At 47.3% G+C, this 26540-nt stretch carries 25 protein-coding genes; 18 read left to right on the forward strand and 7 right to left on the reverse strand.

The annotated features are described in order from the left end of the window. Nucleotides 1–790 precede the first annotated feature (790 nt). The 4 genes from RIE73_RS04215 to RIE73_RS04230 all read left to right on the forward strand — a co-directional run bounded on the left by RIE73_RS04215 (nucleotide 791) and on the right by RIE73_RS04230 (nucleotide 2528). The gene (locus RIE73_RS04215) at nucleotides 791–1324 is read left to right on the forward strand and encodes a DUF2808 domain-containing protein (RefSeq protein ID WP_446399999.1); all 534 of its coding nucleotides are present in this window, start codon (nucleotides 791–793) and stop codon (nucleotides 1322–1324) included. Between the two features lie 151 nt (nucleotides 1325–1475). Then, on the forward strand, nucleotides 1476–1613 hold the full coding sequence (rpmH, locus tag RIE73_RS04220) for a 50S ribosomal protein L34 (protein WP_446400000.1): 138 nt from the start codon (nucleotides 1476–1478) through the stop codon (nucleotides 1611–1613). 128 nt (nucleotides 1614–1741) lie between these two features. Then, a complete protein-coding gene (gene rnpA / locus RIE73_RS04225) occupies nucleotides 1742–2146 on the forward strand; it encodes a ribonuclease P protein component (protein WP_446400001.1) in 405 nt (134 codons plus the stop codon). Further along, nucleotides 2136–2528 (forward strand): PH domain-containing protein, encoded by a 393-nt coding sequence (locus tag RIE73_RS04230; protein WP_446400002.1) that lies wholly within the window; start codon nucleotides 2136–2138, stop codon nucleotides 2526–2528. The genes rnpA and RIE73_RS04230 overlap by 11 nt, the downstream gene beginning before the upstream one ends. On the opposite strand, the gene RIE73_RS04235 is transcribed toward RIE73_RS04230, so the two are convergent. After that, complete coding sequence (locus tag RIE73_RS04235; RefSeq protein ID WP_446400003.1) at nucleotides 2518–2724, reverse strand: hypothetical protein; 207 nt, start codon at nucleotides 2722–2724, stop codon at nucleotides 2518–2520. The two genes, RIE73_RS04230 and RIE73_RS04235, sit on opposite strands and share 11 nt — an antisense overlap. Nucleotides 2725–2788: 64 nt before the next feature. Here RIE73_RS04235 and yidC point away from each other — a divergent pair, with 64 nt between their 5' ends. From yidC to RIE73_RS04260, 5 genes are all read left to right on the forward strand, one after another. After that, on the forward strand, nucleotides 2789–3958 hold the full coding sequence (gene yidC / locus RIE73_RS04240; protein ID WP_446400004.1) for a membrane protein insertase YidC: 1170 nt from the start codon (nucleotides 2789–2791) through the stop codon (nucleotides 3956–3958). A gap of 204 nt (nucleotides 3959–4162) precedes the next feature. Continuing rightward, on the forward strand, nucleotides 4163–4645 hold the full coding sequence (locus RIE73_RS04245; RefSeq protein ID WP_446400091.1) for a Jag family protein: 483 nt from the start codon (nucleotides 4163–4165) through the stop codon (nucleotides 4643–4645). A gap of 62 nt (nucleotides 4646–4707) precedes the next feature. Beyond that, nucleotides 4708–5211: a YceD family protein gene (locus RIE73_RS04250; RefSeq protein WP_446400005.1), complete on the forward strand. Its 504-nt coding sequence runs from the start codon at nucleotides 4708–4710 to the stop codon at nucleotides 5209–5211. A 194-nt stretch (nucleotides 5212–5405) separates the two neighbouring features. Beyond that, a complete protein-coding gene (locus RIE73_RS04255) occupies nucleotides 5406–6920 on the forward strand; it encodes an AAA family ATPase (RefSeq protein WP_446400006.1) in 1515 nt (504 codons plus the stop codon). Nucleotides 6921–7261: 341 nt separating this feature from the next. Then, complete coding sequence (locus RIE73_RS04260) at nucleotides 7262–7738, forward strand: SH3 domain-containing protein (protein ID WP_446400007.1); 477 nt, start codon at nucleotides 7262–7264, stop codon at nucleotides 7736–7738. A 157-nt stretch (nucleotides 7739–7895) separates the two neighbouring features. Here RIE73_RS04260 and RIE73_RS04265 read toward each other — a convergent pair whose 3' ends face one another. Beyond that, nucleotides 7896–8561 carry an SH3 domain-containing protein gene (locus RIE73_RS04265; RefSeq protein WP_446400008.1) on the reverse strand — a complete coding sequence of 222 codons (666 nt, stop codon included), beginning with the start codon at nucleotides 8559–8561 and terminating at the stop codon, nucleotides 7896–7898. A gap of 254 nt (nucleotides 8562–8815) precedes the next feature. Here RIE73_RS04265 and RIE73_RS04270 point away from each other — a divergent pair, with 254 nt between their 5' ends. The 5 genes from RIE73_RS04270 to RIE73_RS04290 all read left to right on the forward strand — a co-directional run bounded on the left by RIE73_RS04270 (nucleotide 8816) and on the right by RIE73_RS04290 (nucleotide 14455). Then, nucleotides 8816–8992, forward strand: a complete 177-nt coding sequence (locus tag RIE73_RS04270; RefSeq protein ID WP_446400009.1) for a hypothetical protein — start codon at nucleotides 8816–8818, stop codon at nucleotides 8990–8992. Nucleotides 8993–9227: 235 nt separating this feature from the next. Beyond that, complete coding sequence (locus RIE73_RS04275) at nucleotides 9228–10190, forward strand: peptidoglycan-binding protein (protein ID WP_446400010.1); 963 nt, start codon at nucleotides 9228–9230, stop codon at nucleotides 10188–10190. Between the two features lie 301 nt (nucleotides 10191–10491). Continuing rightward, nucleotides 10492–11277 carry a WecB/TagA/CpsF family glycosyltransferase gene (locus RIE73_RS04280; protein ID WP_446400092.1) on the forward strand — a complete coding sequence of 262 codons (786 nt, stop codon included), beginning with the start codon at nucleotides 10492–10494 and terminating at the stop codon, nucleotides 11275–11277. Between the two features lie 513 nt (nucleotides 11278–11790). Further along, nucleotides 11791–14145 carry a GumC family protein gene (locus tag RIE73_RS04285; protein WP_446400011.1) on the forward strand — a complete coding sequence of 785 codons (2355 nt, stop codon included), beginning with the start codon at nucleotides 11791–11793 and terminating at the stop codon, nucleotides 14143–14145. Nucleotides 14146–14167: 22 nt separating this feature from the next. Next, nucleotides 14168–14455, forward strand: a complete 288-nt coding sequence (locus RIE73_RS04290) for a hypothetical protein (RefSeq protein WP_446400012.1) — start codon at nucleotides 14168–14170, stop codon at nucleotides 14453–14455. A gap of 706 nt (nucleotides 14456–15161) precedes the next feature. Here RIE73_RS04290 and RIE73_RS04295 read toward each other — a convergent pair. From RIE73_RS04295 to RIE73_RS04315, 5 genes are all read right to left on the reverse strand, one after another. Beyond that, the gene (locus RIE73_RS04295; protein ID WP_446400013.1) at nucleotides 15162–16397 is read right to left on the reverse strand and encodes a glycosyltransferase family 4 protein; all 1236 of its coding nucleotides are present in this window, start codon (nucleotides 16395–16397) and stop codon (nucleotides 15162–15164) included. Between the two features lie 375 nt (nucleotides 16398–16772). Then, nucleotides 16773–17828: an NAD-dependent epimerase/dehydratase family protein gene (locus RIE73_RS04300; protein ID WP_446400014.1), complete on the reverse strand. Its 1056-nt coding sequence runs from the start codon at nucleotides 17826–17828 to the stop codon at nucleotides 16773–16775. Next, a complete protein-coding gene (locus tag RIE73_RS04305) occupies nucleotides 17825–18880 on the reverse strand; it encodes a Gfo/Idh/MocA family protein (RefSeq protein WP_446400015.1) in 1056 nt (351 codons plus the stop codon). The genes RIE73_RS04300 and RIE73_RS04305 overlap by 4 nt, the downstream gene beginning before the upstream one ends. A 108-nt stretch (nucleotides 18881–18988) precedes the next feature. Beyond that, complete coding sequence (locus RIE73_RS04310) at nucleotides 18989–19735, reverse strand: FkbM family methyltransferase (RefSeq protein ID WP_446400016.1); 747 nt, start codon at nucleotides 19733–19735, stop codon at nucleotides 18989–18991. A 21-nt stretch (nucleotides 19736–19756) separates the two neighbouring features. Next, nucleotides 19757–20776: a glycosyltransferase family 2 protein gene (locus RIE73_RS04315; RefSeq protein WP_446400017.1), complete on the reverse strand. Its 1020-nt coding sequence runs from the start codon at nucleotides 20774–20776 to the stop codon at nucleotides 19757–19759. A 473-nt stretch (nucleotides 20777–21249) separates the two neighbouring features. Between RIE73_RS04315 and rfbC the strand changes: the two genes are divergently transcribed. The 4 genes from rfbC (at nucleotide 21250) to RIE73_RS04335 (ending at nucleotide 26379) form a co-directional block, all read left to right on the forward strand. Further along, a complete protein-coding gene (gene rfbC, locus RIE73_RS04320) occupies nucleotides 21250–21795 on the forward strand; it encodes a dTDP-4-dehydrorhamnose 3,5-epimerase (protein ID WP_446400018.1) in 546 nt (181 codons plus the stop codon). Next, entirely contained in the window at nucleotides 21792–22679 is an 888-nt protein-coding gene (rfbD, locus tag RIE73_RS04325) for a dTDP-4-dehydrorhamnose reductase (RefSeq protein ID WP_446400019.1), read from the forward strand. The genes rfbC and rfbD overlap by 4 nt, the downstream gene beginning before the upstream one ends. Nucleotides 22680–22852: 173 nt before the next feature. Next, complete coding sequence (locus RIE73_RS04330) at nucleotides 22853–23926, forward strand: glucose-1-phosphate thymidylyltransferase (protein WP_446400020.1); 1074 nt, start codon at nucleotides 22853–22855, stop codon at nucleotides 23924–23926. Nucleotides 23927–24573: 647 nt separating this feature from the next. Continuing rightward, nucleotides 24574–26379, forward strand: coding sequence for an ABC transporter ATP-binding protein (locus RIE73_RS04335; RefSeq protein WP_446400021.1), 1806 nt, complete (start codon nucleotides 24574–24576; stop codon nucleotides 26377–26379). Nucleotides 26380–26540: the final 161 nt, after the last annotated feature.

Below are 26540 nucleotides of genomic sequence, written 5' to 3' on the forward strand. Positions count from 1 at the left end.
GTCACCTTTGTCGGTGGGGGGCCCTTGGAACGAAACCCAACTCCCTGGGTTAACAATCCCGTTATCTGCAAATTTGACATACTCCCAATCAACTTAGATCAAGGCAACTAAAATAGAGTCAAGTGAACCTCATCTGTTCACACCGAATAAATCTTGGTGTTTCTGGTGCTAGGGAGATTTTAGCTATTCTTTATTTCCAGCCATACTGAACTCAGTCGAGTTAGCATAGATTTTATCTTTCACCTTCGCGCTCTGTAATACTCATCAGAAGTATGAGCCGCTTTTTGCCAATTTTGTGTATATTTAACTACAGATAGGACAAAGCCGAACCCGAGGGTGATGTAAGCTGCCAGACACTTTAGCGGAGTCAACGTGGAGAGTCAAGACGGTCATAACTCACTTTTGTCCAAACCAACTACGTCATTTGTCCTTTTGTCTTTAGCTCCCAGCCAGACGTTCCACTGGAGGAGTCTCTACTGGTGGGAGAGGTGGTGAGACAGTTTTACGCACTAGCGCCTCTGCTCCCAGGGAAAGCGGGAGATGAACCTAAGACACTTTTCCCACATCTTGAGCGTCTGCACTATCGCCTGACTACTGTGTGACTGTTGAAGGCTTTGAGAGATACCTCCGCATCTGGCATGATCGTCTCATTCCAGATTGTGCCGTACCCAGAAACTTCCAGCAATAGCCAGATTTTTCCAGGTTAAATGTATCTGAAATCTGCTACAGTCAAAAACTGTAAAGTTTAGTGAAAATCTTAGTTTTTTTTACAGCGAAAGGTTCCCTACTTATGTTTATCCGCAAATCTCCTCTAGGACGCTTGGTTTCAGCCGTTGCCTTAACAGGCTGTTTATTCACCGGCGTAGCTGTCCGGACTTTGGCTCAGAGTAATCCCGGACTGACGATTTTTAGCGGTGTGGAACGGGAAAATATTCTCAGGTATCATTTTGACTATGGTGGTCAGGCTGATGGTTGGGATCGATTGAAACTGAGGATTCCCAGCAAAAAGATGGAATTGGCGGTGCAGCAGATTGACCTGCGTTATCCAGACTATTACACCGGAAAATTTGATCCGGATCGGATTGAAGTCAGGGTTAAGGGTGAATCCCTACCCATTGCTGAGGTGAACTGGGATAAAGACAATTACCAGCTTCAGATTTATATGCAACAGCCAATTCCCGCCCAAGAAAAGGTGGAAATCGTCTTGTCTAATTTGAAAAATCCCCGGTTTGGCGGTACGTTCTACTTTGAATGTCTGGTGTGGACTCCCGGTGATATTCCCCTACCCCGTCCTCTGGGAGTTTGGATTGTTACCGTTAGTTAGTTCTCACCTGAATGGATGAAGTAAATTATCATCTGGAAATGTTAAGATGATAGATTGTGACTCTAGGGTCAAATGGGAAAATTGTCTAACTCGTTGAACTTTTTTCCTATATCCCGATGGGGTTGGGTAGCACAATAAACAATCAACCACAATGACAAAACGCACATTAGGCGGTACTAACCGCAAGCAAAAACGAAAATCTGGATTTCGCGCCCGCATGCGAACCAAAAACGGTCGAACTGTGATTAAAGCCCGCCGGAGTAAGGGACGTCATCGTTTATCGGTGTAATGTCACCTAGTCCTAGTCGGGGTGATGGGGTAATGGGGTGGGGGGAATTCTAAATTACCTGTTCCCCGTTCCCTGTTCCCTGTTCACTGTTCCCCGTTCCCTAACGAATGACCAAGGACAAATAACAATTGTTGCCCCAGGCGAATCGACTCAAGCATTGGCGAGATTTTAAGGCAGTATACCAAAAAGGAATTCGTCGCTATGGACGTCATTTAACCGTGCGAGGTTTGCATTTGCCTAAGGTTAGCCATGAGAAGGGTCTCCGTTCAGACAAGTTACAGCTCAATCCTCCCGATTTACCTCCCACTCGCATCGGTATTTCCGTCAGCCAAAAAGTCAGTAAAAAAGCCGTTGTGCGTAATCGCCTGAAACGGCAGATACGAGCCGCTTTGCGCCAATTATTGCCGCGACTGACACCGGGTTGGCACGTCATCGTTGGCGTGCGTCCTAACGCCTTAGAGTGCGAATATGCTCAATTTTTGCAAGAATTAGAGCAGTTATTGGTAGATGCTGAGGTCATAAATGGGCATTAAGGAAGAAACCTATTATGAGGGGGGTCCCCATATCGGTGATTTGATTATAAACATTTTGTTGGGGTTCACGGTTATCGCCTTACCCTTAACCATTGGCGCCGTGGTGCGAGCATTGTGGCTGCGCTATCGGGTGACCAATCGCCGCATTTCCGTGACAGGAGGATGGCAAGGGCGCGATCGCACGGATATTATCTACTCTGAAATTGCCCAACTGCGGAAAGTTCCCCGTGGTATCGGTCTGTGGGGCGATATTGTGGTTATCCTGAAAGATAATAGCCGTTTAGAACTGCGGGCTATGCCTCGGTTTCGCGAAATTTACGATTACATCGCTGAAAAAGTGTCCACCAAAACGGGTAAGCCCTTAGATTCGGTTAAGGCTTAGAGTATAACGGCGGTAAGTAGGGAAGCAATGTTCGTCGGGGGTCAGGTGTAAAGACTCTAAAAATTTTCTGTATCTTGGAATACAGTTGCCCGTTAAAATTCTCCAGACTGCCCAAGAGGGCGATCGCCTGAAAGCCGCCCCCATCGAGTGAAAGCGTGGAGAATCCCTTGGGCAATTGCACGACATTGCCTCCCATTGCTGCCAATATTCGATAAATTAGATTCAGAAAACGTTACAGCGCCTAGGTTGACTTTATACGAATGGATTTTGGTATCGGGTTTCTTTCCAACAACGTCATGCTGCCAATCCTGGATTTCTTTTACGGGATTGTGCCAAGCTACGGTCTTGCCATCGTGGCACTGACCCTGGTAATTCGCTTTGCTCTCTATCCCCTGAACGCAGGCTCCATTCGCAACATGAGGCGCATGCGAATTACCCAACCCTTAATGAAAAAGCGGCAAGAGGAAATTCAGCAACGCTATGGCGATGACAAGGTAAAACAACAAGAGGAGATGAGCAAACTCTTCCAGGAGTTTGGTAATCCCCTAGCCGGGTGTTTCCCTGTGCTGCTGCAAATGCCTGTCTTGTTTGCCCTATTTGCCACATTGCGGGGATCACCGTTTTCCAATGTGAACTACACGGTGGATGTGCAAATCTTTCCCCGGGAGAAAATGGAGTTCATCCAACCCCAAGCCTTTGCCACCAAACCCCAAAATATTTACTTTGCTGATGGGGTTCATTCACCCGTCGCCGCCGTATTACCTAGTGGTAATCGGTTAGTGGTGGGCGAGAAAACCCCAATCGACTTTCAATCCGTTGAAGGAAAATCCCTCAGTACCCTGGAGAAGGAATATCCAGACACCAAAATTGTGCCTAAATGGGAAATCACCAAAGGCGAAGACAAGGTGCGCTTTGCCGAAGATGGCACATTGGAAGCCTTAGAACCGGGTGACGTCACCCTAAAGGCGACAATTCCCGGACTGGCGGCGGAGCGAGGATTCCTATTTATTAATGCCTTAGGGCGAGTGGGTGCCTTTGGAGATGATGGCGAAATCCACTGGGATATTGCGGGCATGATTCTATTTTTCGGCGTGAGTTTGTATGTAAACCAGATTCTCACCGGTCAAAATGCTCCGAGTGGTTCATCCCAGCAAAATACGGTGAATAAAATTACGCCAGTGTTATTCTCCGGGATGTTTTTCTTCTTCCCCTTACCCGCCGGGGTGTTGATGTACATGGTGATTGCTAACGTTTTTCAGACGCTGCAATCCTTCATTTTGATGCGAGAACCCCTACCGGACAATATCCAAAAAATGGTAGAGGAGCAAGAAAAAGCGGAACGGAAAACCCAATCAAAGGACAAGTCCGGCGAAGGGCGAGAATCACTGCCATTTGAACCGAAACGTTCCAAGAAAAAAGCGTCAAGTTAGCTGTCAGCGTCTCCCGGTTACTTCGTTGAACCGGGAGAAGAGCGAAGACAAGTTCGTAACTAAGAGCTGACTAGACCATCTGAGCCTAATTCTGATCAGCACTTCCAGCCACTTCCCCAAGCTGGATTATCTGCAAAACCGCTTATCACGGTTTCATCTAAACACTCAATTGAGGATTATATCTTGATGCGAGTACCGGTTTTAATGAGTAATCAGCAGCGAGGTCAGCAGTGGCTAGAAGAGTTGCTACGCTTATCCAATGTGTCGGCGACAGTGCAAGTCACTGATGAGAACCAAGAGAGTAAAGCAAACTACTGGTTAACCATTGATCAAAGCCAATTGAGCGAGGCAGAGATTCAAGCCCTGATTGGCGTTAATGGTAAGGTACTTGATGCGCTACAGTATCTGGCAAATGCAACGCTTAACCTCGGTAAGCCATTAGCGGATCAGGCGGCATATACCGTTGAACTCAATGGTTACCGTCTACAGCGTCAAGAGGAACTCCGGATACTGGCAGATCAGGCGGCGCAGAAAGTACGGGAGACGGGTCAAGAGTATGAACTGCGATCGCTCTCCGCCGCCGAACGCCGTCAAGTGCATACGTTGCTCAAGGAATGCGACGATTTAGAAACCCACAGTCAGGGTCAAGAACCAAACCGCCGCTTGGTGGTGCGTCTGCGTCCTTGAGTGGCGATTAGGGTTTAAAATCGGGGGTAAGGGTGGTTTGTTGGCAGCAAAGGAGTGGCATCATGGAAGCAATTTATATTCCTGGATTGCTTAAATTACCAGAGCAAACCGAGGTGATTCAGGTCAATGAATTCCTGCCCGATTTAGAAACGCTAACCCCCGTGCGAGGAGGCTTACAAGTTCAGCATCAAGGGAATTATTTGGAAGTATCGGCGCAAGCGGAAACGATTATTACCCTAACCTGTGACCGTTGTTTACAGCAGTACAATCATCGGTTAACGGTGGATGTGTCGGAACTGGTTTGGTTAGATGAAGCCGCCGAGCAAAGGGATCAGGGTGTTCTGGAACGCGAAACGCCCTTGGAGGAGTTGGTGGAAACCTTACATCCTCAAGGGTTTTTTGATCCCAGTAGTTGGCTTTATGAGCAGTTGTGTCTAGAAATTCCGCCCCGACAGTTATGTGACGCCAACTGTCCAGGAATTGTCATGGATGAGAACGATAGCACTAAGCCCACGGATCGACGTTGGGATGCTTTGGAGATTTTGAAGGGAAAATTGCCAGGGTAATGGTTCATTGTTCATTGTTCATTGGTCATTGGTCAACATCCATGTAGAAGGTAGGGGCGGGTTTGGGGATTAATTGGATTGTTCCTCCTAACTGAGAGACAAAACCCGCCCTCCTCTGATTTCAATCAATGCAGGTAAAATGAGGTGTGGTGACTGATTCGGTTTAAAGTTGTTGCATTTCCCGCCAAGATCCCATGAGTTTTAATGATGAGTTTGAGCTGCTGCTACGCGCCCGCTATCCCCTAATTTACATCCCCACCCTGGAAGAAGAACGAGCCGAAGTCGCGATCGCCCAGACGGCTCAACGGTTGGGTGAACGGGCGGTTTATCTGTGGGATTTTGTCGATGGCTATCAAGGGAACCCCAATGATCAAGGATTTGGACGCCGCAATCCCTTACAGGCTTTAGAATTTGTTGAGAAAATCCCCGCCAACGCCCCGTCTATCTTTATCCTCAGAGACTTTCACCGCTTTCTGGAGGATATCTCGATTTCCCGCAAACTGAAAAACCTGGCGCGACTCCTCAAATCCCAGCCGAAAAACATCGTCATTGTTACCCCCCAAGTCGCCATCCCCCCAGACTTAACCGAAGTGCTGACGGTACAAGAGTTTCCCCTCCCCGATGTCTCAGAAATCCAAGCCGAAATTAGTCGCTTAGTCGCCGCCACCAGTCAATCCCTCAGCGACAAAGTTTTAGATGAACTGGTGCGCTCTTGTCAAGGGTTATCCTTAGAACGGATACGCCGAGTCTTAGCCCGCGCGATCGCGGCGCAGGGACAAATCCAACCCGATGACGTGGAAATGGTGTTAGAGGAAAAACGCCAATCGATTCGGCAAACCCAAATCTTAGACTATTACCCCACCAGCGAACAAATTTCCGATATTGGCGGCTTAGACAACCTCAAAGACTGGCTGCTGCGCCGAGGCGGTGCATTTACCGAACGCGCCCGACACTATGGATTACCCCATCCCCGTGGCTTACTATTAGTCGGAATCCAAGGTACCGGAAAATCGCTAACCGCTAAGGCGATCGCCCACCATTGGCATCTGCCCCTATTACGCTTAGATGTTGGGCGTTTATTTGGCGGCTTAGTCGGCGAATCTGAATCCCGCACCCGCCAAATGATTCAACTCGCCGAGGCTTTAGCCCCCTGTATTCTCTGGATTGACGAAATTGACAAAGCCTTTGCGGGAGTAGAGTCCAAAGGCGATTCCGGTACCGCCAGTCGGGTATTTGGGACATTCATCAACTGGTTAGCCGAGAAAAAATCCCCCGTATTTGTTGTCGCCACCGCCAATAATATCCAAGCCCTCCCGCCGGAAATGCTGCGGAAAGGGCGATTTGATGAAATCTTCTTTGTCGGCTTACCCTCTCAAGCGGAACGCCAAGCGATTTTTGAACTCCACTTAGGGCGACTGCGCCCTCATAACCTGAAGAACTATGATCTAGAACGACTCGCGTATGAAACCCCCGACTTTTCCGGCGCAGAAATTGAACAAACCCTGATCGAAGCCATGCACATTGGCTTTAGTCAAAATCGAGACTTTACCACCGATGATATATTAGAAGCCGCCAGCCAAATCGTTCCCCTTGCCCGTACCGCCCAAGAACAAATTCAATTTCTCAAAGACTGGGCGGCGGCGGGAAAAGCACGGATGGCGTCAAGAGATAATCGTTTAAGTAGCCGGATTCAGCGTCAACTACAGTAGAGGTTGTCAGGTTTGAGTGGTGACCCTTCATCACCTTTGGGGGCATGGTTTTGATCCTTCAATTCGTTGGCAGGAACCGGGTGCGTGAATGTAGAGGCATACCATGGCACATCTGTAGGGGCGGGTTTAGGAACTTGCTTTGTGTTGTTGAGAGTAAGGTTTATACAAAACCCGCCCTGACTAACGTTTAAGTGTGACCGAAAAGATATAGCACGACGAAGATACATTAGGACATTACCCTGTTGCCTGTTGCCTGTTGCCTGTTGCCTTTTCACTCAATGTTATTATCCTAACCTCAATGCGTAGTGCGATGAAATGACCAATAATCCATAACAACTGCTATGAGCTTATCAGGTATTATCAAATTTCTTATTGGGTTCATTCTGGGTATTGTCATATTGTTGGCAGGGGGGGGCGCTGTCGGCTATTACTTTTTCACCAAATTGTCAGCGAATCCCGCTAAACCCATTTTTGCCGAAGAACAGCAAGCCAAATCAGAATCTCCCGATTCGGCAAAGAAACCCGCCCAATCTAGCCAGAAACCGAAATCCAGTCCTAGTCCTAGTCCCACTCCCAGTGAATCCCCAGAACCCGAAGAATTACCCCCTGGCGCTTATGAGGCGCGGGTAACTTGGCCCGAAGGATTAAGCCTGCGCGATTCTCCCAGTCTCAATGCCAATCGCATTGGTGGCGTAGCCTACAATAAGGAAATTATCATCCTCAAAGAAAGCGATGATAAAAAATGGCAGAGAGTACGCTTGTCGGGTAGTGAACAAGAAGGTTGGGTCAAGGCGGGAAATGTTGAGCGAGTGGAGTGAAGGAGATGGGGGAGATGGGGGAGATGGGGGAGATAGGGGAGGTTAACTCAAAACTCTACCTTACCTATTGCCCATTGCCCATTGCCCATTGCCCATTCCCTGTTCCCTGTTCCCTGTTCCCTGTTCCCTGTTCCCTGTTCCCTGTTCCCTGTTCCCTTTAGAAACACGCCTTTAGATTAATATCGCCTAGTTGCGGAAATCCATTGGATAGCCAACCAGCAGTTGGGGCGGTAATCCTGACCCATTCCCGTCCGGCATCATCTAATCTAAATTGGGGTGGATCAGAAAGAGTGACGCGATCGCCAAAGAAGACGCCACCCACTCTCGCTGAATTCGTGGTGGGACTTTCCCGAATCGCTAACCCTTCATCGTCTTCATAAATTACTCGGCGACAACGGTTAGGTGGTGTGGGTGAGGGCGTAGTCCCAGAATTCCCCGCACAAGGCTTAAGATCTTTCGCCTGGACAAATCCACTAATCGGAGAACGAATCGCAATCCAACCCTCCCTACCACTCGCTTCAGCCAGGATGACTTGTTCATCGGCTTGTAAGGCGCGAATCGGATTAGCCGTTGAACGTTCCGCGTAGATAAAAATTGACCGCGCCGCCGCCCGACATTGCCCACTCAATCCCTGGGTGAGGAGAAAAGAACTTGTCGGGTTATAGCTATTTTCCCCATTGTCTTGAGTATGAACAAAAGCAGTCACCAACGGCGTCTGTCTGGCGTCAACAGCGACACTCGCCGTTGCCATTAAACCTTCTGCTACAGTCAACCCTAACGCCAAGAGTGCCGCTGGCTTACTCCACTGACTAATTATCCTCATCCTGATCACTCCTCAATCTGATGATTAATCTCATGTCCACTTAAATACTGGTCATCACAGACCATTCCCATCCATGGCAATGGCTTGACTATCTTGACAAGGATATATCGTAACATCGAGATTATATTAAGAAAGTTAGCTAAATTTAAATCTTGATTGCAATAATTCAGCCAAGACTTCAGTTCAACAAAAGAGAGTGGTACGGTGAGAAAATCGGTCTGAATTAAGGCAAAACCCTTTCACCAAAAATACGCATGTACCACAAAAATACAAATAAAGATATCTGGACGGCATTAATTACCGCCGCATTGGGCGCGGGAATCGTCACCTCGTTTGCCGTGAGTCAGGGTCAACACCCTCTATTAGCTTTGACAATTACAGGTATAGCCGCGCTGTCTGCTGTTCTGATCGAGCGATCGGGATTAATATAGGGTCTGCTGAATAAGTCTTGTGGTGGGTTAGAAAGCAGGGGAAGCAGGGGAAGCCATGTAGAGACGTAGCATGCTACGTCTGGGAGCAGGGGGAGAAACTGGGAAGAGAGTTCCTAATCAACGAATGACATAAGACAAATGACGATCCCTACCGTTAACTGGAATTTTTCCCACCTACTTACTACTCTTTCCAGATAGCTTGATAAACTAGCCATAAAAGTTATCTAGGAAACCTATGGAAACCCTTACCTATAGCCATCTGGTCTGGGCGTCGGAACACCAAGCCGAGGTGGTTCGAGAACGTGTCAATGGGGATGGGTGGCGATCGCCCAAGCCTTCCCCTGTACCATTTCACTGGCTATTATTCGCCGTCATTCTCAGCAACTTAGGACTTACAGACAAAGCTGTAGCCCAAACACTACAGCCCGGAAATCGTGGCTCTCAAGTCATTGAGATTCAACAGCGTTTGCGGAAATTAGGCTATTTTAATCGGCAACCCACAGGTTATTTCGGTCCAATCACCACAAATGCTGTCCGGCAATTCCAGCGCAGCAATGGGCTGGTTCCCGATGGAATCGTCGGTCAACGCACTCAATCTGCCTTATTTGATAACTTTACTCGTATTTCTCCCTTAGATTCTCCCCTAGCAACTACTTTACCTCCCGCCAGTGCAACGATTGGCACCTTGCCCACTCCTCCTACTATCGGAAACGTCTTACCGCCTCCCAGAGGACAACTGACGCCGCCGCCTCCGATTGAGACGCAACCGTCTAGGTTGAGAGAATTGCGTCCTGGCGATCGCGGTCAAGATGTCTTTGAACTTCAGCTAAAGTTAAGACAGGCAGGTTTTGATCCTGGTCCTGTCGATGGCATTTATGGGTTCCAAACTCAGAACGCCGTTGAGCAGTTTCAGGAGGCGAATAACCTATTTCCCGATGGTGTGGCAAGTCAAGACACACTTCAGGCGTTGGGGTTAATCCCGACGCTAGAACAAAATCGTTATGTGGTTGTTATCCCCATTTACAACGGAGATACACTCACCCGAGTGCAACGATATGTGTCCAGGGCATTTACTGCCGACTCCGGGCGGGGCAAATTTGTCAATGCTGGCTCATTTGCGGATCGCAACGATGCCGAAAGTCTGTCTCATCAGCTGCGATCGCAGGGTTTGGATGCCAGGGTGGCGTATTTCCGCTAAGAGTCCCACCAGATATAGGGTTAAGAAATCCATTAATCTTTCATTCTGGGTAAAGGGAAAGGCAGGTAGACCATCTTCTATAGGGTATCCGCTAACACCAGCCACCCCTGTGAACATCAGTCGGCTGACCGATTGAATTTTCTGCCAAGACTTTTTCAATTGAACCAACCGCCATTCAATTCAAGCATAAGCTAACATTAGTGTTAGTGAGGTTGCCTCTACTATGAACTCATCATTAGTTCCACGCTCAATGGAAGACCAACAGGACAGCCAGTTTACACCGGAACCCGAGGTTATGCCGATGCCTCTAGCTAATCAAGATAACGGTCTTTCAGTCCGCCAAAAAGTTAAAATCCTTAACTTGGATATTGATAATTTTTATAAAGATGAGTTTTTAAAGGGATTAAAGCAGGGTATTGTATTTACCCCGAATGTCGATCACCTCATAAAATTACAAAGCAATCGACAGTTTTTGCAGGCTTATAAAACGGCTGATTATGTAATATGTGATAGCCAAATTTTAGTTTACGCTTCTAAATTTTTGGGAACTCCCTTCAAAGAGAAACTAGCGGGATCAGACATCTTTCCCGCATTTTGCCACTATCACAAAGATAATCCCGATATTCGCATATTTTTATTAGGAGCCGCTCCGGGCGTAGCTAAGAAGGCTCAAGAGAGAATCAACGCTAAAATCGGTCGGGAAATTGTTGTAGGCGAATATTCACCCCCATGGGGATTTGAAAACGATGAACAAGAATGCCACAAAATTGTGCAATTGATTAACGAGTCAGGCGCTACAATGTTGGGGGTAGGAGTTGGAGCACCGAAACAAGAATTGTTTATCAGTAAATACAAGAACAAATTTAATCCCAATATTAAAATAATTATGGGAATCGGTGCAACGATCGATTTTGAAGCGGGCAATGTCAAAAGAGCGCCGAAGTTTCTTCGTGACATTGGTTTAGAATGGTTGTATCGTTTTATGCTGGAACCGAGACGATTGTGGAAACGATATTTTGTTGATGATGTCGGTTTCTTGTGGCTGATTCTGAAACAAAAGTTAAAGCTTTATAAAGCTCCGTTTTAGGATAGGGATTCACCCCTTAAAAAAAATGATGACCTAGTAAAGGTTTCATTTATTCTAAACACCTGGATATAAATTTGGTTCACTGAGTCAAAGATTGTCAACAAGCGCGGGGTTCTTCTTCCTGTTCCCTATTCCCTGTTCCCTCCTGGAAGTAAACTTTATAGCAGTCGCCCAGGCGATGAGGACAAAGGAAGGTACTGAAACCTTGACCAGTCAATCTTTTCCCTTGGAGCCTTCTGCCCTCTGCCCTCTGCCCTCTGCCTTTTGCTTTATCAAACCTTTATTGATGGTCATCTGGGGTTTCATTTAAAATGGATTGAGAAGACTAGTGCAGCGCGGCAGAAATAACTAACCAGCGAACAAACTGCCTAAAAGTAGCTGCCATAGGTTCCTTATAGCCTTCTGCCCTCTGCCTTCGGACTTCTGCCTTCTTGTACTAGCCCATTTGGGAAAAGTCTTGTGTGAGACACCTAAGGATAGAGACAGTTGGCTCAATGGTCTGGCATAATAGACATGCCAGGAACTGTTGCAAAAGAAGGGTTTGGGTGCGGTACAGTCAACGTGACAGAGGTCAACATGGAAATAGAACGGGATTCTCCACTTTCATCAAACGGCAAGGGCGATAGACATGATCCGCCATTGTCTGCGGATTTGACTGATGAGGTGACAGCGACTCCTCAACGTGGATTGAATTTGCGTCCCTTGTTGCGAACCGCGAAGCGGAAAGCTTGGCTGATTGCGGGCTTGACCACCCTGACGACTGCAGCCGCTTGGTATGTGAGTTCTAAGGAACCCCCAATTTATGCGGGGGGATTTCGTCTATTAGTGGAACCCGTAACCACTGAAGAACGGGCAAGTGACCCTAGCGCCCTGGCTCGCACCAGTGGGGTGCCGAGTGAGCAAATGTTTCGCTTGGATTACCCCACTCAGATTGAAATTTTAAAGGGAGTGGGTGTTCTCGGACCAGTGGTAGAGGAAATTGAAGCGCAATATCCTGGTAAAGTTAGTGTCGGTGCTTTAAGAAAAGGGTTAACTATTGAACAGGTCACTGTCGGAAGAGGGAGAAATTCAGGAACTAAGATTCTGGCAGTGAATTATCAAAGCTCTGATCCTAAACTGGCTGAGTTAGTTTTAGAGGAAACGGCTGAAAAGTATTTAAAGTATAGCCTGGAAGAACGCCAGAGCAGTATTAGTGAAGGGGTTAAATTTATCGATGAGCAACTGCCAAAATTGCAGGAGCGCGTCAATAACTATCAGAAACAGATTCAGAGTATTCAAGAGCGCTATGACCTGATTGAGCCTCAATCTAAAGGGGCAGAATTACTTGCTCAAGTCCGGGATCTTGAAAATCAACAGCGAGCCACCCAACAAGAGCTACGGGAGTTGAGAACCCTCTCGACTAATTTGCGGCAACAGTTAGGATTATCTCCAGAGGAAGCGATTGCCTCATCCGCCTTAAGCCAAGACCCGCGTTATCAAGGGTTGTTGGGAAAAATTCAGGAAGTCGAGAGTCAGATTGCTATTGAATCTGCCCGGTTTGCGCCAGATAATCCCCGGATGCAAGCCCTAGAGGAACAGCGACAGAATTTACAAGCGCTGCTGAATCAAGAAGCCCAGCGGATTATTGGTGAGAACCTCAAAACCACCACCAATAATTCAGATGTGATGACGTTTCAGAATTCTGTTCGTATGGGGCTGATTCAGCAACTGGTGGAAGCAACGAACCAAATTCAACTGTTGGAAGAACGCAGTCAGCAGTTAGCCCAGACGAGAGCGGCATTCGCCCAGCAAGCTCAGCAAATGCCTGAGGTTATCCGTCAGTATACCGAACTCCAGCGGCAGTTGGAAGTGGCGACACAGACGTTGAATCAACTTTTAAGGCAGCGGGAAACATTCCAAGTTGAGGAGGCGGGGAATAAACTGCCGTGGGAAATTCTATCGGAACCGGAGGTTGCCCGAGATCGATACGGGAATCCGATCAATATGGCGGAATCCTCTGACAAACTGCTGTTGATGGGTATGATGGGGGGAGTCGTCTTAGGTCTGGGCTTAGGAGTTCTCCAAGAAAAAATTAGAGATATTTTTTATAGCACAGAAGATCTTAAGGATGCGACGGATTTGCCCGTGTTGGGTGAAGTTCCGGCTTATCAAAATCAGAATCCGAGGCAGGATACAGAAACTGGGGATCAGAGTTATCCGGATGCGACATTTCTGGAAGCCTTTGATTCTATTTATACCAGCATCCGGTTTCTGTTTTCAGACCGCCCGATTCGTTCCCTAAGTGTGACATCAGCGGCGTTGGGGGATGGGAAATCCACCGTGGCGTTACACTTAGCCCAAACCGCAGCCCAAATGGGTCAACGGGTGCTGTTGGTGGATGCGAATTTAATGCATCCTCAGATGCATCAGCAGTTGAATTTACCCAATGCCAAAGGGTTAAGTGACTTGCTGGCAGATAATTTGATGCCTCATGATTTTATCGAGCGATCGCCGATTTCTGATAATCTGTTTGTATTAACCGCAGGTCAACCCCGTCCGAATCTGACGCGGCGGTTTGCCTCGGCGCAAATGCAGGAACTTATGGCGGAGTTTAAGACTAAATTTGATTTGGTGGTTTATGATACGCCAGAGTTTCCCAGTTGTATGGATATCAGTTATCTGGCAAGGCACACCGATGGGTTGTTGCTGGTGACGGCAATTCAGAAAACCAAGAACTCGTTAGTTAAGCAAACCCTCACCCAGTTAGATGCCTTTGGTTTGCCCACACTAGGAATTATCGCCAATCATATCAAACGTTCAGGATTTCTGGGGTTACCGCCCGCGCCCCAGGATAATAGTTGGGAGAAAACCCCGGTTTCCGTCTCGTGATTGTATTGTAGAGACTCCTCCGATGGAACGTCTAGGGTTTAGGGAATCTGTAGGGGCGGGTTTAGGGACTAAATTCATATATTCACCGATAACGGAACAACAAAACCCGCCCTTTCCCACCGATAACGGAACAGCAAAACCTGTCCGGGTTCAGGATAAGACAACCCAACCCAATTTGGTAAAGGGCGACCCGATAAAATTGAGAGGATGGGTGTTGTTGATTTATGCAGCGGGTCGCCCCTACAATAGGTTATATTATTTCGGATTAAATCTGGTTAATAAAAATGATTTAAACCTTTATTTTTTATAGGTTTGTGATTCTAGCTGAAGTTCCCCCCATTCAAATGTACTACACCTAGGCTAAAGCCTTACACCGTAAGGGTTGGAGCGCTCAATACCCTCAAAAATCGTACCCATGTAGCACTTGCCAAAATAGCGCGATCGCGCTATTTTGGCAATATGACAAGAGATCGGTTGAAACCTACGCTACATCAGGGTTTCAGCGATTGTACCCATGTAGGGCGACTAAAAAATCGCTCAAAGCCGCACGGTGAGCCAGTTTTGATTTTTAGGCTGGGGGAACTTCAGTTCTAGGCAAGCATCAGAAGCTGATATGATTTTATTCGTCATCAATCATTGGTAGGGGCGGGTTTAGGGATTAAATTCAGCTATTTACCGATAACTGAACAACGAAACCCGCCCTCCCCACCGCTAAATGAACAATAGGGTTCAGGATAAGATAACCCAACCCAATTTGGTAAAGGGCGACCCGATAAAATTGAGAGGATGGGTGTTGTTGATTTATGCAGCGGGTCGCCCCTACGATAGGTTATATTATTTCGGGTTAAATCTTGTTAATAAAAATGATTTAAACCTTTATTTTTATAGGTTTGTGATTCTAGGCAAGCATCAGAAGCTAATATGATTTTATTCGTCATCAATCATTGGTAGGGGCGAGTTTAGGGATTAAATTGAAGGCGTCACCAATCAATGAACGACTTGCGTCCGCCCAACCTTCAAAAAGCCTCTGGGCGAATAGATTCAATCTTACCATCAAGGGCAGCCGTCATTACCCGATACAAGCGGGCGACTTCATGATTCAGGTTAAATTCTGTTTCCACCTTTTCTCTTCCAGCAGCACCGAATTGAGTACGTCGCTGAGGTTCAGTGAGTAATATTTTAATTCGCTCAGCCAAGGTGGTAGAATCTCCTGGAGGTACAATATAGCCACTCACGCCATTCTCCACCAACTCACTCACCCCCGCAATTTGGGTGGCGACGACAGGGACACCCGCTGCCATGGCTTCCATCAGGGAAACGGGGACACCTTCGGCGAAACTGGGGAGGACGAATACATCAGTTTCCTGCATATACTCCCTAACTTTTGCCTGAGATTGATACCCGACGAATTTTACATTACCATTCAATTCTAGCCTTGCTGTCATCTGTTCCAGTTCTTCCCGATCCTCACCATCACCGACAACAGTGAGGGTAATCTCTGGGTGGGAGGATTTTAACGCCGCCAGACTTTCGAGTAAGACAGGTAACCCCTTAGCGGCGGAGAGTCGCCCCACATACAGCAGTCGTTTACCGGGTTGGTTGTGGGAAACTAGATTAAATAAAGCGGGATCAACCCCACAGTGGACAATGTGCAGGCGATTCCAGGTGTCAGTAGGGGCAAACAGCATCCCTTGACTACGACAGAAATGACTGATACAGATCACAAAGAGCGATCGCGTGATTTTCTGATCAATCCGCCAACGGTAGGGTTCAAAGAAGATGTAGGGACCATGCATCGTGAAGCTGAATGTAAAGCCCCCCAGTTCCGCCGCTAGCATGGCGACGGTGCAGCTTGAATCTCCTAGGTGGTTGTGCAGGTGTTGAATTTGCTTGGTCCCAATCTGTTGTGCCAGAATACCCGCTTCGGCAAAGTAGAATAGTTGGTAAAGTGTGCCGCGTAAACCGGGTTGGTTGGTTAACCATGCCAATTTTAATGCCTTGAAATAACGTATCGGTGAACTGAACAGAAGCCGGATATGGGCAAACAGCAGCGCGATCGGGTTTGGGGGTAAGATATAGAAGGTTTGGTCACGCTCAGTCTTTTGTTCTGTACCGACTATCTGCTCATCACCGGGACGACGAATCGAGAAGGTGGATACGTCCACACCTTTCTCTCGCAAGCCAGCGATTTCTCGTTGGATGAATGTATCAGTCGCCCTAGGATAAATCCCGGTTAAATAGGCAATTCGCATGGATTCAGGGATGAAAAAAAGAGGGGTTTGGCTAGCTTATGTTCTCAAAGAGACACTGGTAGGGGCGCACTGACGTGCGCCCTCATTGGTATTAATGTAAATTGAAAGCCAGATATTCATGTAGGGTGGGCAAGACTTATAATCTGTTAAACCTTAATATTATCGTTCGTTGCTCTTGCCCACCACAGGGTAACTTGGGACTTATTACCCGTATGGAAGAAGATATTCATGTAGGGTGGGCAAGACTTATAATCTGTTAAACCTTGATATCATCGTTCGTTGCTCTTGCCCACCACAGGGTAACTTGGGATTGATTACCTGTGGAAGAAGGGCTTTAGCCCTTACTACGAACGGGAAGAAAGGCTAAAGCCCTTACTACGAACTACGAACTACAGGTGTGGGTGATGCTGGAGTCTGATGGGGTACATCGAGTAACTCGACATCACTACAACTGCGCTCAATCGCGGTTTCTAGGGAGTATTTGGGTGTCCAGTGCAAGATTTCTTTTGCCCGTTTGTTACTATATCGTAATGGCTTAAACCGAGCATGTAACTTGGCGGGTACTAAAATACCGGGAAGTCTAGCTTGACCCTGGAAAAAGAACTGGTTGACAAACCACGCTAGATTAGCAATCAGTCGCATTACTGTCCAGTTCACCGGAATCGTGCGTGGGGGTGAGTCCATGCGCTTGATTAGTTCATGGGCGTAGGTACGCTGTCTGGGGAGATTGTCGTCCACAATATTGATGGTTTGGCTGATCGCCTCTTCGTATTCAGTGGCTGCCACTATAGCATCAGCACAGTTTTCTACATACGTCAAGGGCATTTTCGCATACGCCCCAATCCGCAGCCATAAATTTTCACCCAGTTGACCGCCTAGGCTAGCATTCCAGAGGCAATCTCGTCCATACACCATACCAGGGCGGATAATGGTGACTTGTCCATCCTGCTGCTGTTCAAACTCGCGGAATAGTTGTTCCTGAATTAGCTTGGTTTGGGCATATTCATCCCGTTGTAACGGATTCGGTTCAATCGGGGAATCCTCGTCCAGTAGGCTTCCGGAACGCCGATGCAGGTAGTCATACACCGAGAACGTACTAATCCCAATCAGTCGCCGCACATTTGCCTGTGTCATCGCCTCCAGCAGGTTTTCCGTGGCGATAACTGTACCCGCAAACTGGGTGTAGAAATCTCCTTCCTTGACAGCCGCCAGATGAATCACCGCGTCCACATTTTGGAGTGCATCGGCAATTCCCCGCCGTTGACGCAAATCAATACGAGCTAACTCTACCTCTGGATGATTGTGCCACGGTAGACGGGTTTCGTCACTAGCGGGGCGGACGACTGCCCGGACTTGATGCCCTTGGCGTAGGGCTGCAGCCACAATATATTTTCCCAGAAAACCGGATGCACCAGTGATCAATAACTTCATCGGCGATTTTCCTCCGCAAGCAAGGCTTCAACTAGACGGCTTGTCCGTTCCATGTCCTCGAAACTGATGGGTAAGGGCTTCCCCTCGATTAACGCCTGATAGGTTTGGTCAAGTAGCCGCTGTAACCCTTCGTAGGGCGTTTTTTGGAGAATCTTACGGCGAAAATTGATCAAACTGGCGCTCATGAATTCCCATCCATTGACAAACTGGTTAATCAGGGGAGTTAGTTGTTTTCCACCGGAGCGAGGTACGACACAGCGCAGGTATGGTTGAAACAGATCAGTTTCAGCATAACCTTTTGAGCCGCGTACTGTAACCATGAAACAGTCGGGTTGGGTATAACAACTAAATCGCAGCCGCCCATGCACTGAACCGCCAATGATAGTGGCGTCAAAATCGTCGTATTTAAACAAGCTATCACCGCCATGATTACTCCAAGCGGCGCTAATTCGTTCACAATCGGGTAGGAAACGCAGGGCGAGGTAGGAGAGGTGAGTGATGAAATCATGAATCACGCCAGCGGGAAGTTTGTGAACGGGATGTGGGAGATTGGCGTCGCCGTAGGGACTATTGCTGCGGATATCCAGGGACATGCGGACTTCTACCTCCTGTACCTCACCCAGGGTTCCCGCTGCAACCAGTTGTTCAATGGCGAGGATGGGTTCATTGAAGCGATAGTTTTGGTCTTCGATTAGGTGGCGTTCACAGTTCTGGGAAATTGACCACAGTTCTTTGAATTCGGCATAAGTTGGCGTAATTGGTTTTTCACAGATGACGTGAACCCCTGCTTCTAAGCAATCGGTAGCAATAGATTTATGGGTTTGAGGCGGAGTAAGAACATGAACCACATCCGGCTTGGCTTTTTCCAGCATCTGGCGATAATCTAAATAAGCCGAGTCAGCGCCAAACCGTTGACAGGCATAGTTCGCAGCCGCTGGGGAAAGGTCACAGACACCAACCAGATGCGCCCGTTCAGACTTTTGCAGAAAATTTAAATGTTCCTTCGAGATTCCCCCTGTGCCAATTACTGCTGCTTTCAGCGCTGTCGCCATGAACACTCTACTCCTTTCGTTACCGAGGTTTTGTTAAATATGTAGTCCAGGGTGGCAGAAACAACCCGCCAGTCAACAGTCAAACCCCATTTTACGGGTTGACAAGTTTCATCGCCAAGGGCTAAGAGGGCGTATCCGTTGTACCCACTGTCGCATAGTCACCCCAAGTCTTGTCCTCAAGGGGAAGTGATAGTCTAAGCTGGAATGAACCCAGTAATCGTCTGCTCCTTTAACTTTAACCAGCTTGTACCCCTGGGACAACAGAAGCTGACGCAGTTTCTGCAAATGCTTTGAACCTTTCTCAATGGTCATACACCCGAACCTATATTCATCAAAGGGGAAATTCCGTAACGCCCGATATTCCGCCCCTTCAATATCCATACTCAGGTAGTTAATGAACTGGGGCGCGTTATATTTTTTGAGTAAGTCTGAGAGTGGGATGGCTTTGACAGTAATGTCTTGACATCGTACCTGATCCCCGTAATAAAGGCGGCGATGGGACTGACTCATTTCCTCAACCACACCGCTAGTGCCAGGTATATCCAAATTCAGGTTAAATTGTAGTTCAGTGGACTCATCCCATAGAGCAACGGGTTCAACATAGCAGGAACGGTTTTGCCGGACTTTTTGATATCGGTTAGGGTTGGGTTCGATACAGATACCGTTCCAGCCAAGCTGTTTCTCTAAGGCGTAGCTATTGGAATACTTTATCCCATCGGGTCCAGCACCTGCATCAATGAAGAATCCGTCGCGTTTACCTGGAAATACCTCACCGATAACCCACTGATCCTGCTGATGTTGGGGATGAGAATAAAATTGGAAATCCTTAGATGGTATTTCTGCTGCATTTGCCATTCTCCCCGACTCCTAACCCAATTAAGGTTCGATTCCTTCAATGATTGGCGTTTTGTACTCAATCAGCGTTGCTGGTTTACCTCGCCAACGGGTTAACCAATAGTTTATCTGTCCGATGACTTGGGGAAACTTGTAGAGGACACAGAAAAGCGCGTACAATCGAGCATGGGCAGGGGGATCACCATAGTTTCGGCGATATTGATAGACTCGTCCCATTAAGACGAGATAACCGAGAAATAGGAGGAGGCTTAGCCCGGATGTGAACCAGGCAAGACCAATAGCAATTAGGGGGAGAAATAGTCCCCATATCCAACCACTGAGACTTTCCCGAATCATATACCGTTCTGGTGGTTTACCGTGCATCGCCGCACCTTCTGCCATTGCCCAACCGCCTCGGATAGAGCGTTTCCACCATTGACTAAACTTGAGCATTGCCGCATCATGATAGGTCATATCGGCATCAATCCGGGCAATTTTCCAGCCCCGTTGACGCAGGCGGATACACATTTCTGGTTCTTCCCCAGCGATGAGGGATTCATTGTAGCCGTTCACTTCTCGAATGGCATCAACGCGGACTAAAGCATCCCCACCACAGGCTTTGGCTTCACCCACAGGCGTGTTCCATTCCATATCAGCGAGGCGGTTATAGATTGAGGCATCCGGGAAGCGTTCCCGCCGTCGTCCACAGGCGATCGCTAATTTATCATCATTATCCAGGGTTTCGATGGCTTGTTCAATCCAGCCGGGGATAAGTTCGCAGTCGCCATCGATAAACTGGACGTATTTGATATCGGGGAACTGTTCGACTAGATACCTAAATCCCGTGTTGCGTCCCCGCGCCATGGTAAACGGGAGGGACATATCCAGGTTGATTACCTGAACACCCAGGGATTCAGCGGCTTCTACACTGCCATCGGTGGAACCGGAGTCCACGTATATAATGGGTGTATCCTGGGGAAGGAGTGCGATCGCGGATTTCAAGCAACGGATCAGTCGCTGTCCCTCATTTCTGCCAATGGTGACTACCCCAATGCGGGTCATCTTTAAAAAACCTGCTGGAAACCCTCGCTTTTAGCGACGGGAGGAAAGCAGGGCAGGATGTACTACTTTCCTTGAACAATTTTGGTGGGGGAGTATGGTTGCTCCCCCTTGGGGTATGGTTGCCCCTAACTCCCGTTCCCGGGGTAATGTTTGCCTCGCCAATGTTAACGGTCGGTACTTTCCAAGCAGCACTGGCTTAACCCTTTACACCTGTTTAACCACTTGGTTCTAGCAGCTCAGAACTGGCACGCATCCCAAGGTAGGAACTTTAACACTTACCGTTAACGTAGTGCGCGTAGCACTTAGGCTGGTCAACTTGAGCTTTTAGAAGCCTTCGCTTTTAGCGACGGGTCGTTGACACTTCTTAACTTCAGTAGCTTTTCAATTGACTCAGTTAACTTCTATTCTAGAGGTGTACTATCAATTCCGGCACGACTCCTTTTCGGCAAAGATATATAGCTCCAGAAGGCTAAATGAAAATTATTCCCACTAAAATTCCAGATGTTGTCATTATAGAACCTCGCGTGTTTGGGGATGAGCGTGGTTTTTTCTTGGAAAGCTACAATCAGAAAGCGTTTATGGAAAAAGCGAATATCGGCGCTACCTTTGTCCAAGATAATCATTCCCGTTCCGTCAAAAATGTTCTCCGGGGGCTACATTACCAAATCCAGCAACCTCAGGGGAAATTGGTACGGGCTATTGTGGGGACAGTATTAGATGTGGCGGTAGATATTCGCCAAAGTTCTCCCACGTTTGGACAATGGGTAAGCTGTCTATTGAGTACGGAAAATAAGCATCAGGTTTGGGTTCCACCAGGATTTGCCCACGGCTTTTTGGTGGTTTCCGACGTGGCTGAAGTTTTGTATAAAACCACGGATTATTATGCGCCGCAGCATGAACGGACATTGCTGTGGAATGATCCCGAGTTAGGTATTGATTGGGATTTGACCACAGAGCCGATCTTATCGGCAAAAGACCAAGCTGGACAATCCTTGAAAACAGCGGAACTGTATCCATGACACGAATCTTACTCACAGGTACGGCTGGACAACTGGGGAGTGAACTACAACAAACCTTAGCCCCCCTGGGAGAGGTGATGGGGGTTGACCGTCAGGGGTTGGATTTAACGCAACCGGATAAAATTCGTCAGGTTATTGGTGAATTTAAACCTGATGTGATTGTTAATGCGGCTGCTTATACCGCCGTGGATAAAGCGGAAACCGAAACTGAACGGGCAAATGCGATCAATGGTACAGCGCCCACGATTATGGCAGAAGCCGCGCAGCAGTTGGGGGCGGCGTTAATTCACGTTTCCACTGATTATATCTTCGACGGTAAAAAAAATACACCCTATACTGAAGACGATACTCCTGATCCGATCAATGCCTATGGTCAATCAAAGCTATTGGGAGAAGAGGGCGTGCTAAAAAACTGCGATCGCGCCCTGATTCTCAGAACCGCTTGGGTTTATGGGGCGCAAGGGAAAGGCAATTTTGTCAAAACGATGCTCAGACTAGGGGCGGAACGGGATCAACTGCGAGTGGTTGTGGATCAAGTGGGGACACCAACTTGGACGGGGGACTTGGCAAGTGCGATCGCGCAGTTGGCTCAATCTCTCAAATCCGATCCTTTGACGGGTATCTATCACTTGACCAATAGCGGTGTCACCAGTTGGTATGATTTTGCTGTGGCTATATTTGAGGAAGCACAACAGATTGGCTTCCCGTTGCAGGTCAAGCAGGTTGTACCAATTACTACGGCTGAGTACCCCACACCAGCAGCGCGTCCAGCCTATTCAGTTCTCTCGACTCAAAAGATATCGGCTGTATTAGGGAATCATCCTCCCCATTGGCGCACAGCGTTGCGGCGAATGCTGAAACAACTTTATGATCAGAAGCATTAAACCGCCTTGGGTTTAAACCCAAGGCTAAAAGCTAAAGTCAGCTAAAGCTGACTGGATAAAAAGTATAGTCGTCTTGAGACGACTTAAGCTATAAGCCAAGAACTTGAGTTCTTGGCGGGTGTCGGGGAATGATTTAGTTCCCAGCTATACTCCAGCCAATCTCAGCAACTCTTATGAAAGCACTGATTCTTTCCGGCGGTAAAGGGACGCGCCTACGACCCCTAACTTATACAGGAGCAAAACAACTCGTTCCCGTTGCCAATAAACCTATTTTATGGTACGGAATTGAGGCAATTGTCGCTGCTGGAATTACCGATATCGGGATTATTATTAGTCCAGAGACGGGGGAAGAAGTTAAGAGCAAAACCGGAGCAGGCGATCGCTTTGGGGCTAAGATTACATATATCCTCCAGGATAAACCAGCCGGATTAGCCCATGCGGTTAAGATTGCTCAGCCGTTTCTTGGGGATTCACCCTTTTTAATGTATCTGGGTGATAACCTGGTACAAAGTGACTTGAGCTTATTTATCGAACGGTTTCACGAAAGAAATCTAGATGCTTTAACCCTGCTGTGTACCGTCCCTAATCCCACAGCATTTGGCGTGGCGAAGGTGGATGAAGAAGGGCGAGTCTTGCAGTTGGTAGAAAAACCCAAAGTGCCGCCCTCAAATCTAGCACTGGTGGGGATTTATTTATTTTCTAACACAGTTCACCAGGCGATCGCGAATATCCAACCTTCGGCTAGAGGGGAGTTGGAAATTACCGATGCGATTCAATATCTGATTGATCAACCGAAAAAGGTGGAGTCTTTTCAGTTACAAGGGTGGTGGCTGGATACGGGGAAAAAGGATGACCTATTGGAAGCCAACCGGGTTATTTTAGATACCCTGCTAGAAACCGCTGTCCAAGGTGAGGTAGATGAAACTAGCCAGGTGATTGGGCGGGTCAAGATTGGTCAGGGTTCCCAGGTGGTCAACTGTACGATTCGCGGACCCGTGACGATTGGCAGCAATTGTCATCTGGAAAATTGTTTTATTGGTCCTTATAGTAGTGTAGCTGACCAGGTTACGCTGGTTGATACCGACTTAGAGCATAGTGTGATTTTACAGGGGGCGAAGGTGATTGGTGTACAGCAGCGGATTGTGGACAGCGTGATTGGACAACGAGCAAACTTGAGTGTAGCGCCACGGCGTCCTAAGGCGTTGCGGTTTATGATTGGCGATGACTCGCAAATAGAATTGGTTTGATCTACGTTAGTCGCCCAAAAACACCTGGGGTGAACCTGTAGGGGCGACCTGACTTTTTACAAAATCTAGAACCCGGATTCGGGGCGGGTTTAGTCACATCTGGATGAAACCGAAAAGATAGTCGTGAAACCCGCCCCTACACACCAGAGATGCCATGTCATCGAGGGAAGCGAAGGGTCAAAACTTACCTCCCTCCGTTGCACCACATACCGTGAAAAGTAAGGTAGGGGCGACCCGCTTGCACTAATTAACAACTCCAGCTACTGAATGGGTTCGGGTCGCCCTCTCCTCAACCCTCTGTGACAAAAAGTGTTTCCCAGACAAGGTTAACAGTTGAGCTATTTATCCTCTAAAATTAGGAGAGTATAGGATAAATTGGCTACCCTACCCGACTGTCAGTGAATTTAGCTACAGCCTTCCACCATAAAGCTAACAGTGTGGTCATAACCCAACCCACCTTCAGCATTCTATGTGTATTGCCGATCAAAGAAAATCCCGTTTATCAAAAAAGGTCATCCGTAGGGGCGCACAGACGTGCGCCCTTCCCCCTAGCTGGCGGTTGGTCAGGTAAATAGCATAGACTTGCGCCCTTCCCCATCCCCGGCAATTCATGTAAATAGGCACTAATCTAAAAAATATTTATCCAGATGATTGACTATCTTTCCAAAGTTTTATATGTTTTAACGGGAAGCCGGAAAAGTCTGATCTTCCTCTTATTGGTATTTATCTTTACCTCGATTCTCGAAGCCTTTGGTATTGGTTTAGTAGGACCATTCATCAGCCTAGCGTCCAACCCAGAATCGATTCAGAGTGTTACTGTACTCAACTGGGCTTATCGAAGGTCAGGATTTGAATCACCTCAGCAATTCATTCCCATCGTTGGATTTGTCATTATTATAATTTTTTGTATTCAAGCCCTGTTATATTTCCTTGCTCAAACCTATGTATACCGATACACTCATCAACAAAAGAGCCGACTGATCGCCCGATTACTCAAAGCTTATTTAACAGCCCCCTATACATTTTACTTAAAACAAAATACAGCCAACATCATCAAGAATATTATTAGTGAAACGAATCAGTTTACGAATGGATGTTTGTTAGCCTTACTCCTGTTTACAACGAACGGTATTGTGGTCGGCGTTTTAATGGGGTTAATGGCTTTTAGCAGCCCCCTGCTATTGGTGATGATTCTGGTAATTTTAGTACCCACATTTCTGTTGTTCAATAAATTGGGACATCGATTTAAACGGTGGGGAAGAACCCAATCTGAAACTCAGCGAGAAATGATTCGCACCGTCAATCACGGTTTAGGCGGATTGAAAGAGACCAGAGTAATTGGCTGTGAATCCTATTTTGAGAATAAAATGGATGAGCAAGTTCGCAAATACGCTAGGGCGGCTACGTTATCTCAAGCGTCTAATTTATTACCGAACATTTTTATTAAAACCTGTTTAATTGTATTTGTCGTCCTCTTTGTTTCTCTGTTCAATATTTTCTTTACTGAGGGTGGGCAAGATTTGACCGCTGTGATGGGAGTCTTTGCTGTGGCGGCAGTGCGCTTAATTCCAGCATCCAGTCAGTTTATTAGTGCAATGGGAAAAATGCGAACGTCTAGCCATGCGCTGGATATGCTCTACTTGGATCTCAAGGAGATAGAGAAACGAGAAGTCTACAATCGTTTAGAGAGTTTAAACGGTTCAACAGCGAAAGAGCAAGTTAAGCGGGGAAATAAAGATAGGAACCTGTTGAGTTTCGCGAATCAAATAGAGCTGATTGAGGTAACCTATCGTTATCCGGGGGCTTCAGAACTCTCGCTTGACCAGATTTCTTTTAAGATTAAGAAGGGAGAATCCATTGCCTTAATTGGTAAGTCGGGAGCAGGAAAGACGACGTTAGTGGATGTGATATTAGGACTTTTGGAGCTAGAGAGTGGAGATATTAAAGTCGATGGTGTATCCATCTATGAGAATCTGCGCTCTTGGCAAAATCTGGTCGGGTATATTCCTCAGTCTATTTTTCTGACGGATGATACAATCGAACGGAATATTGCTTTTGGTGTTCCTGATGCTCAGATTAATGAGGAACGATTGTATAAGGCAATTAAAGCGGCGCAGCTTGAGGAATTGATTGAGCAATTGCCAGATGGGATAAAGACAGGGGTTGGTGAACGGGGGGTACGCTTGTCAGGGGGACAACGCCAACGGATTGGCATTGCTAGGGCGATTTATCATGAGCGAGAGATTTTGGTGCTGGACGAAGCGACGGCGGCATTGGATAATGAGACAGAGAGTCGGGTGACAGCGGCAATTAACGCTCTGGCGGGGACGAAAACCCTGATTGTGATTGCTCACCGGCTGTCTACGGTGGAGAACTGCGATCGCGTATATATGTTGGAGAAGGGAAGGGTGGTTAAGTCGGGGAGTTATCAGGAAGTAGTTTTGGAAACATAAATAAGTGGTGGTATGACAAATTATGTTCAAGAAGTAAAATTTCGCCTAATTGTACATAATTCTGATCTTAGTTAAGTGAATTGTTAGTTGCTCAAGTTAGTTCTTACACGTAATATAGCATTTCTCATCAGGATGGGGTACTTGTGTGGATGTGGAGGACG

Source organism: Coleofasciculus sp. C1-SOL-03 (genome assembly GCF_040220555.1).
Classification (GTDB): Bacteria; Cyanobacteriota; Cyanobacteriia; order Cyanobacteriales; family Coleofasciculaceae; genus Coleofasciculus.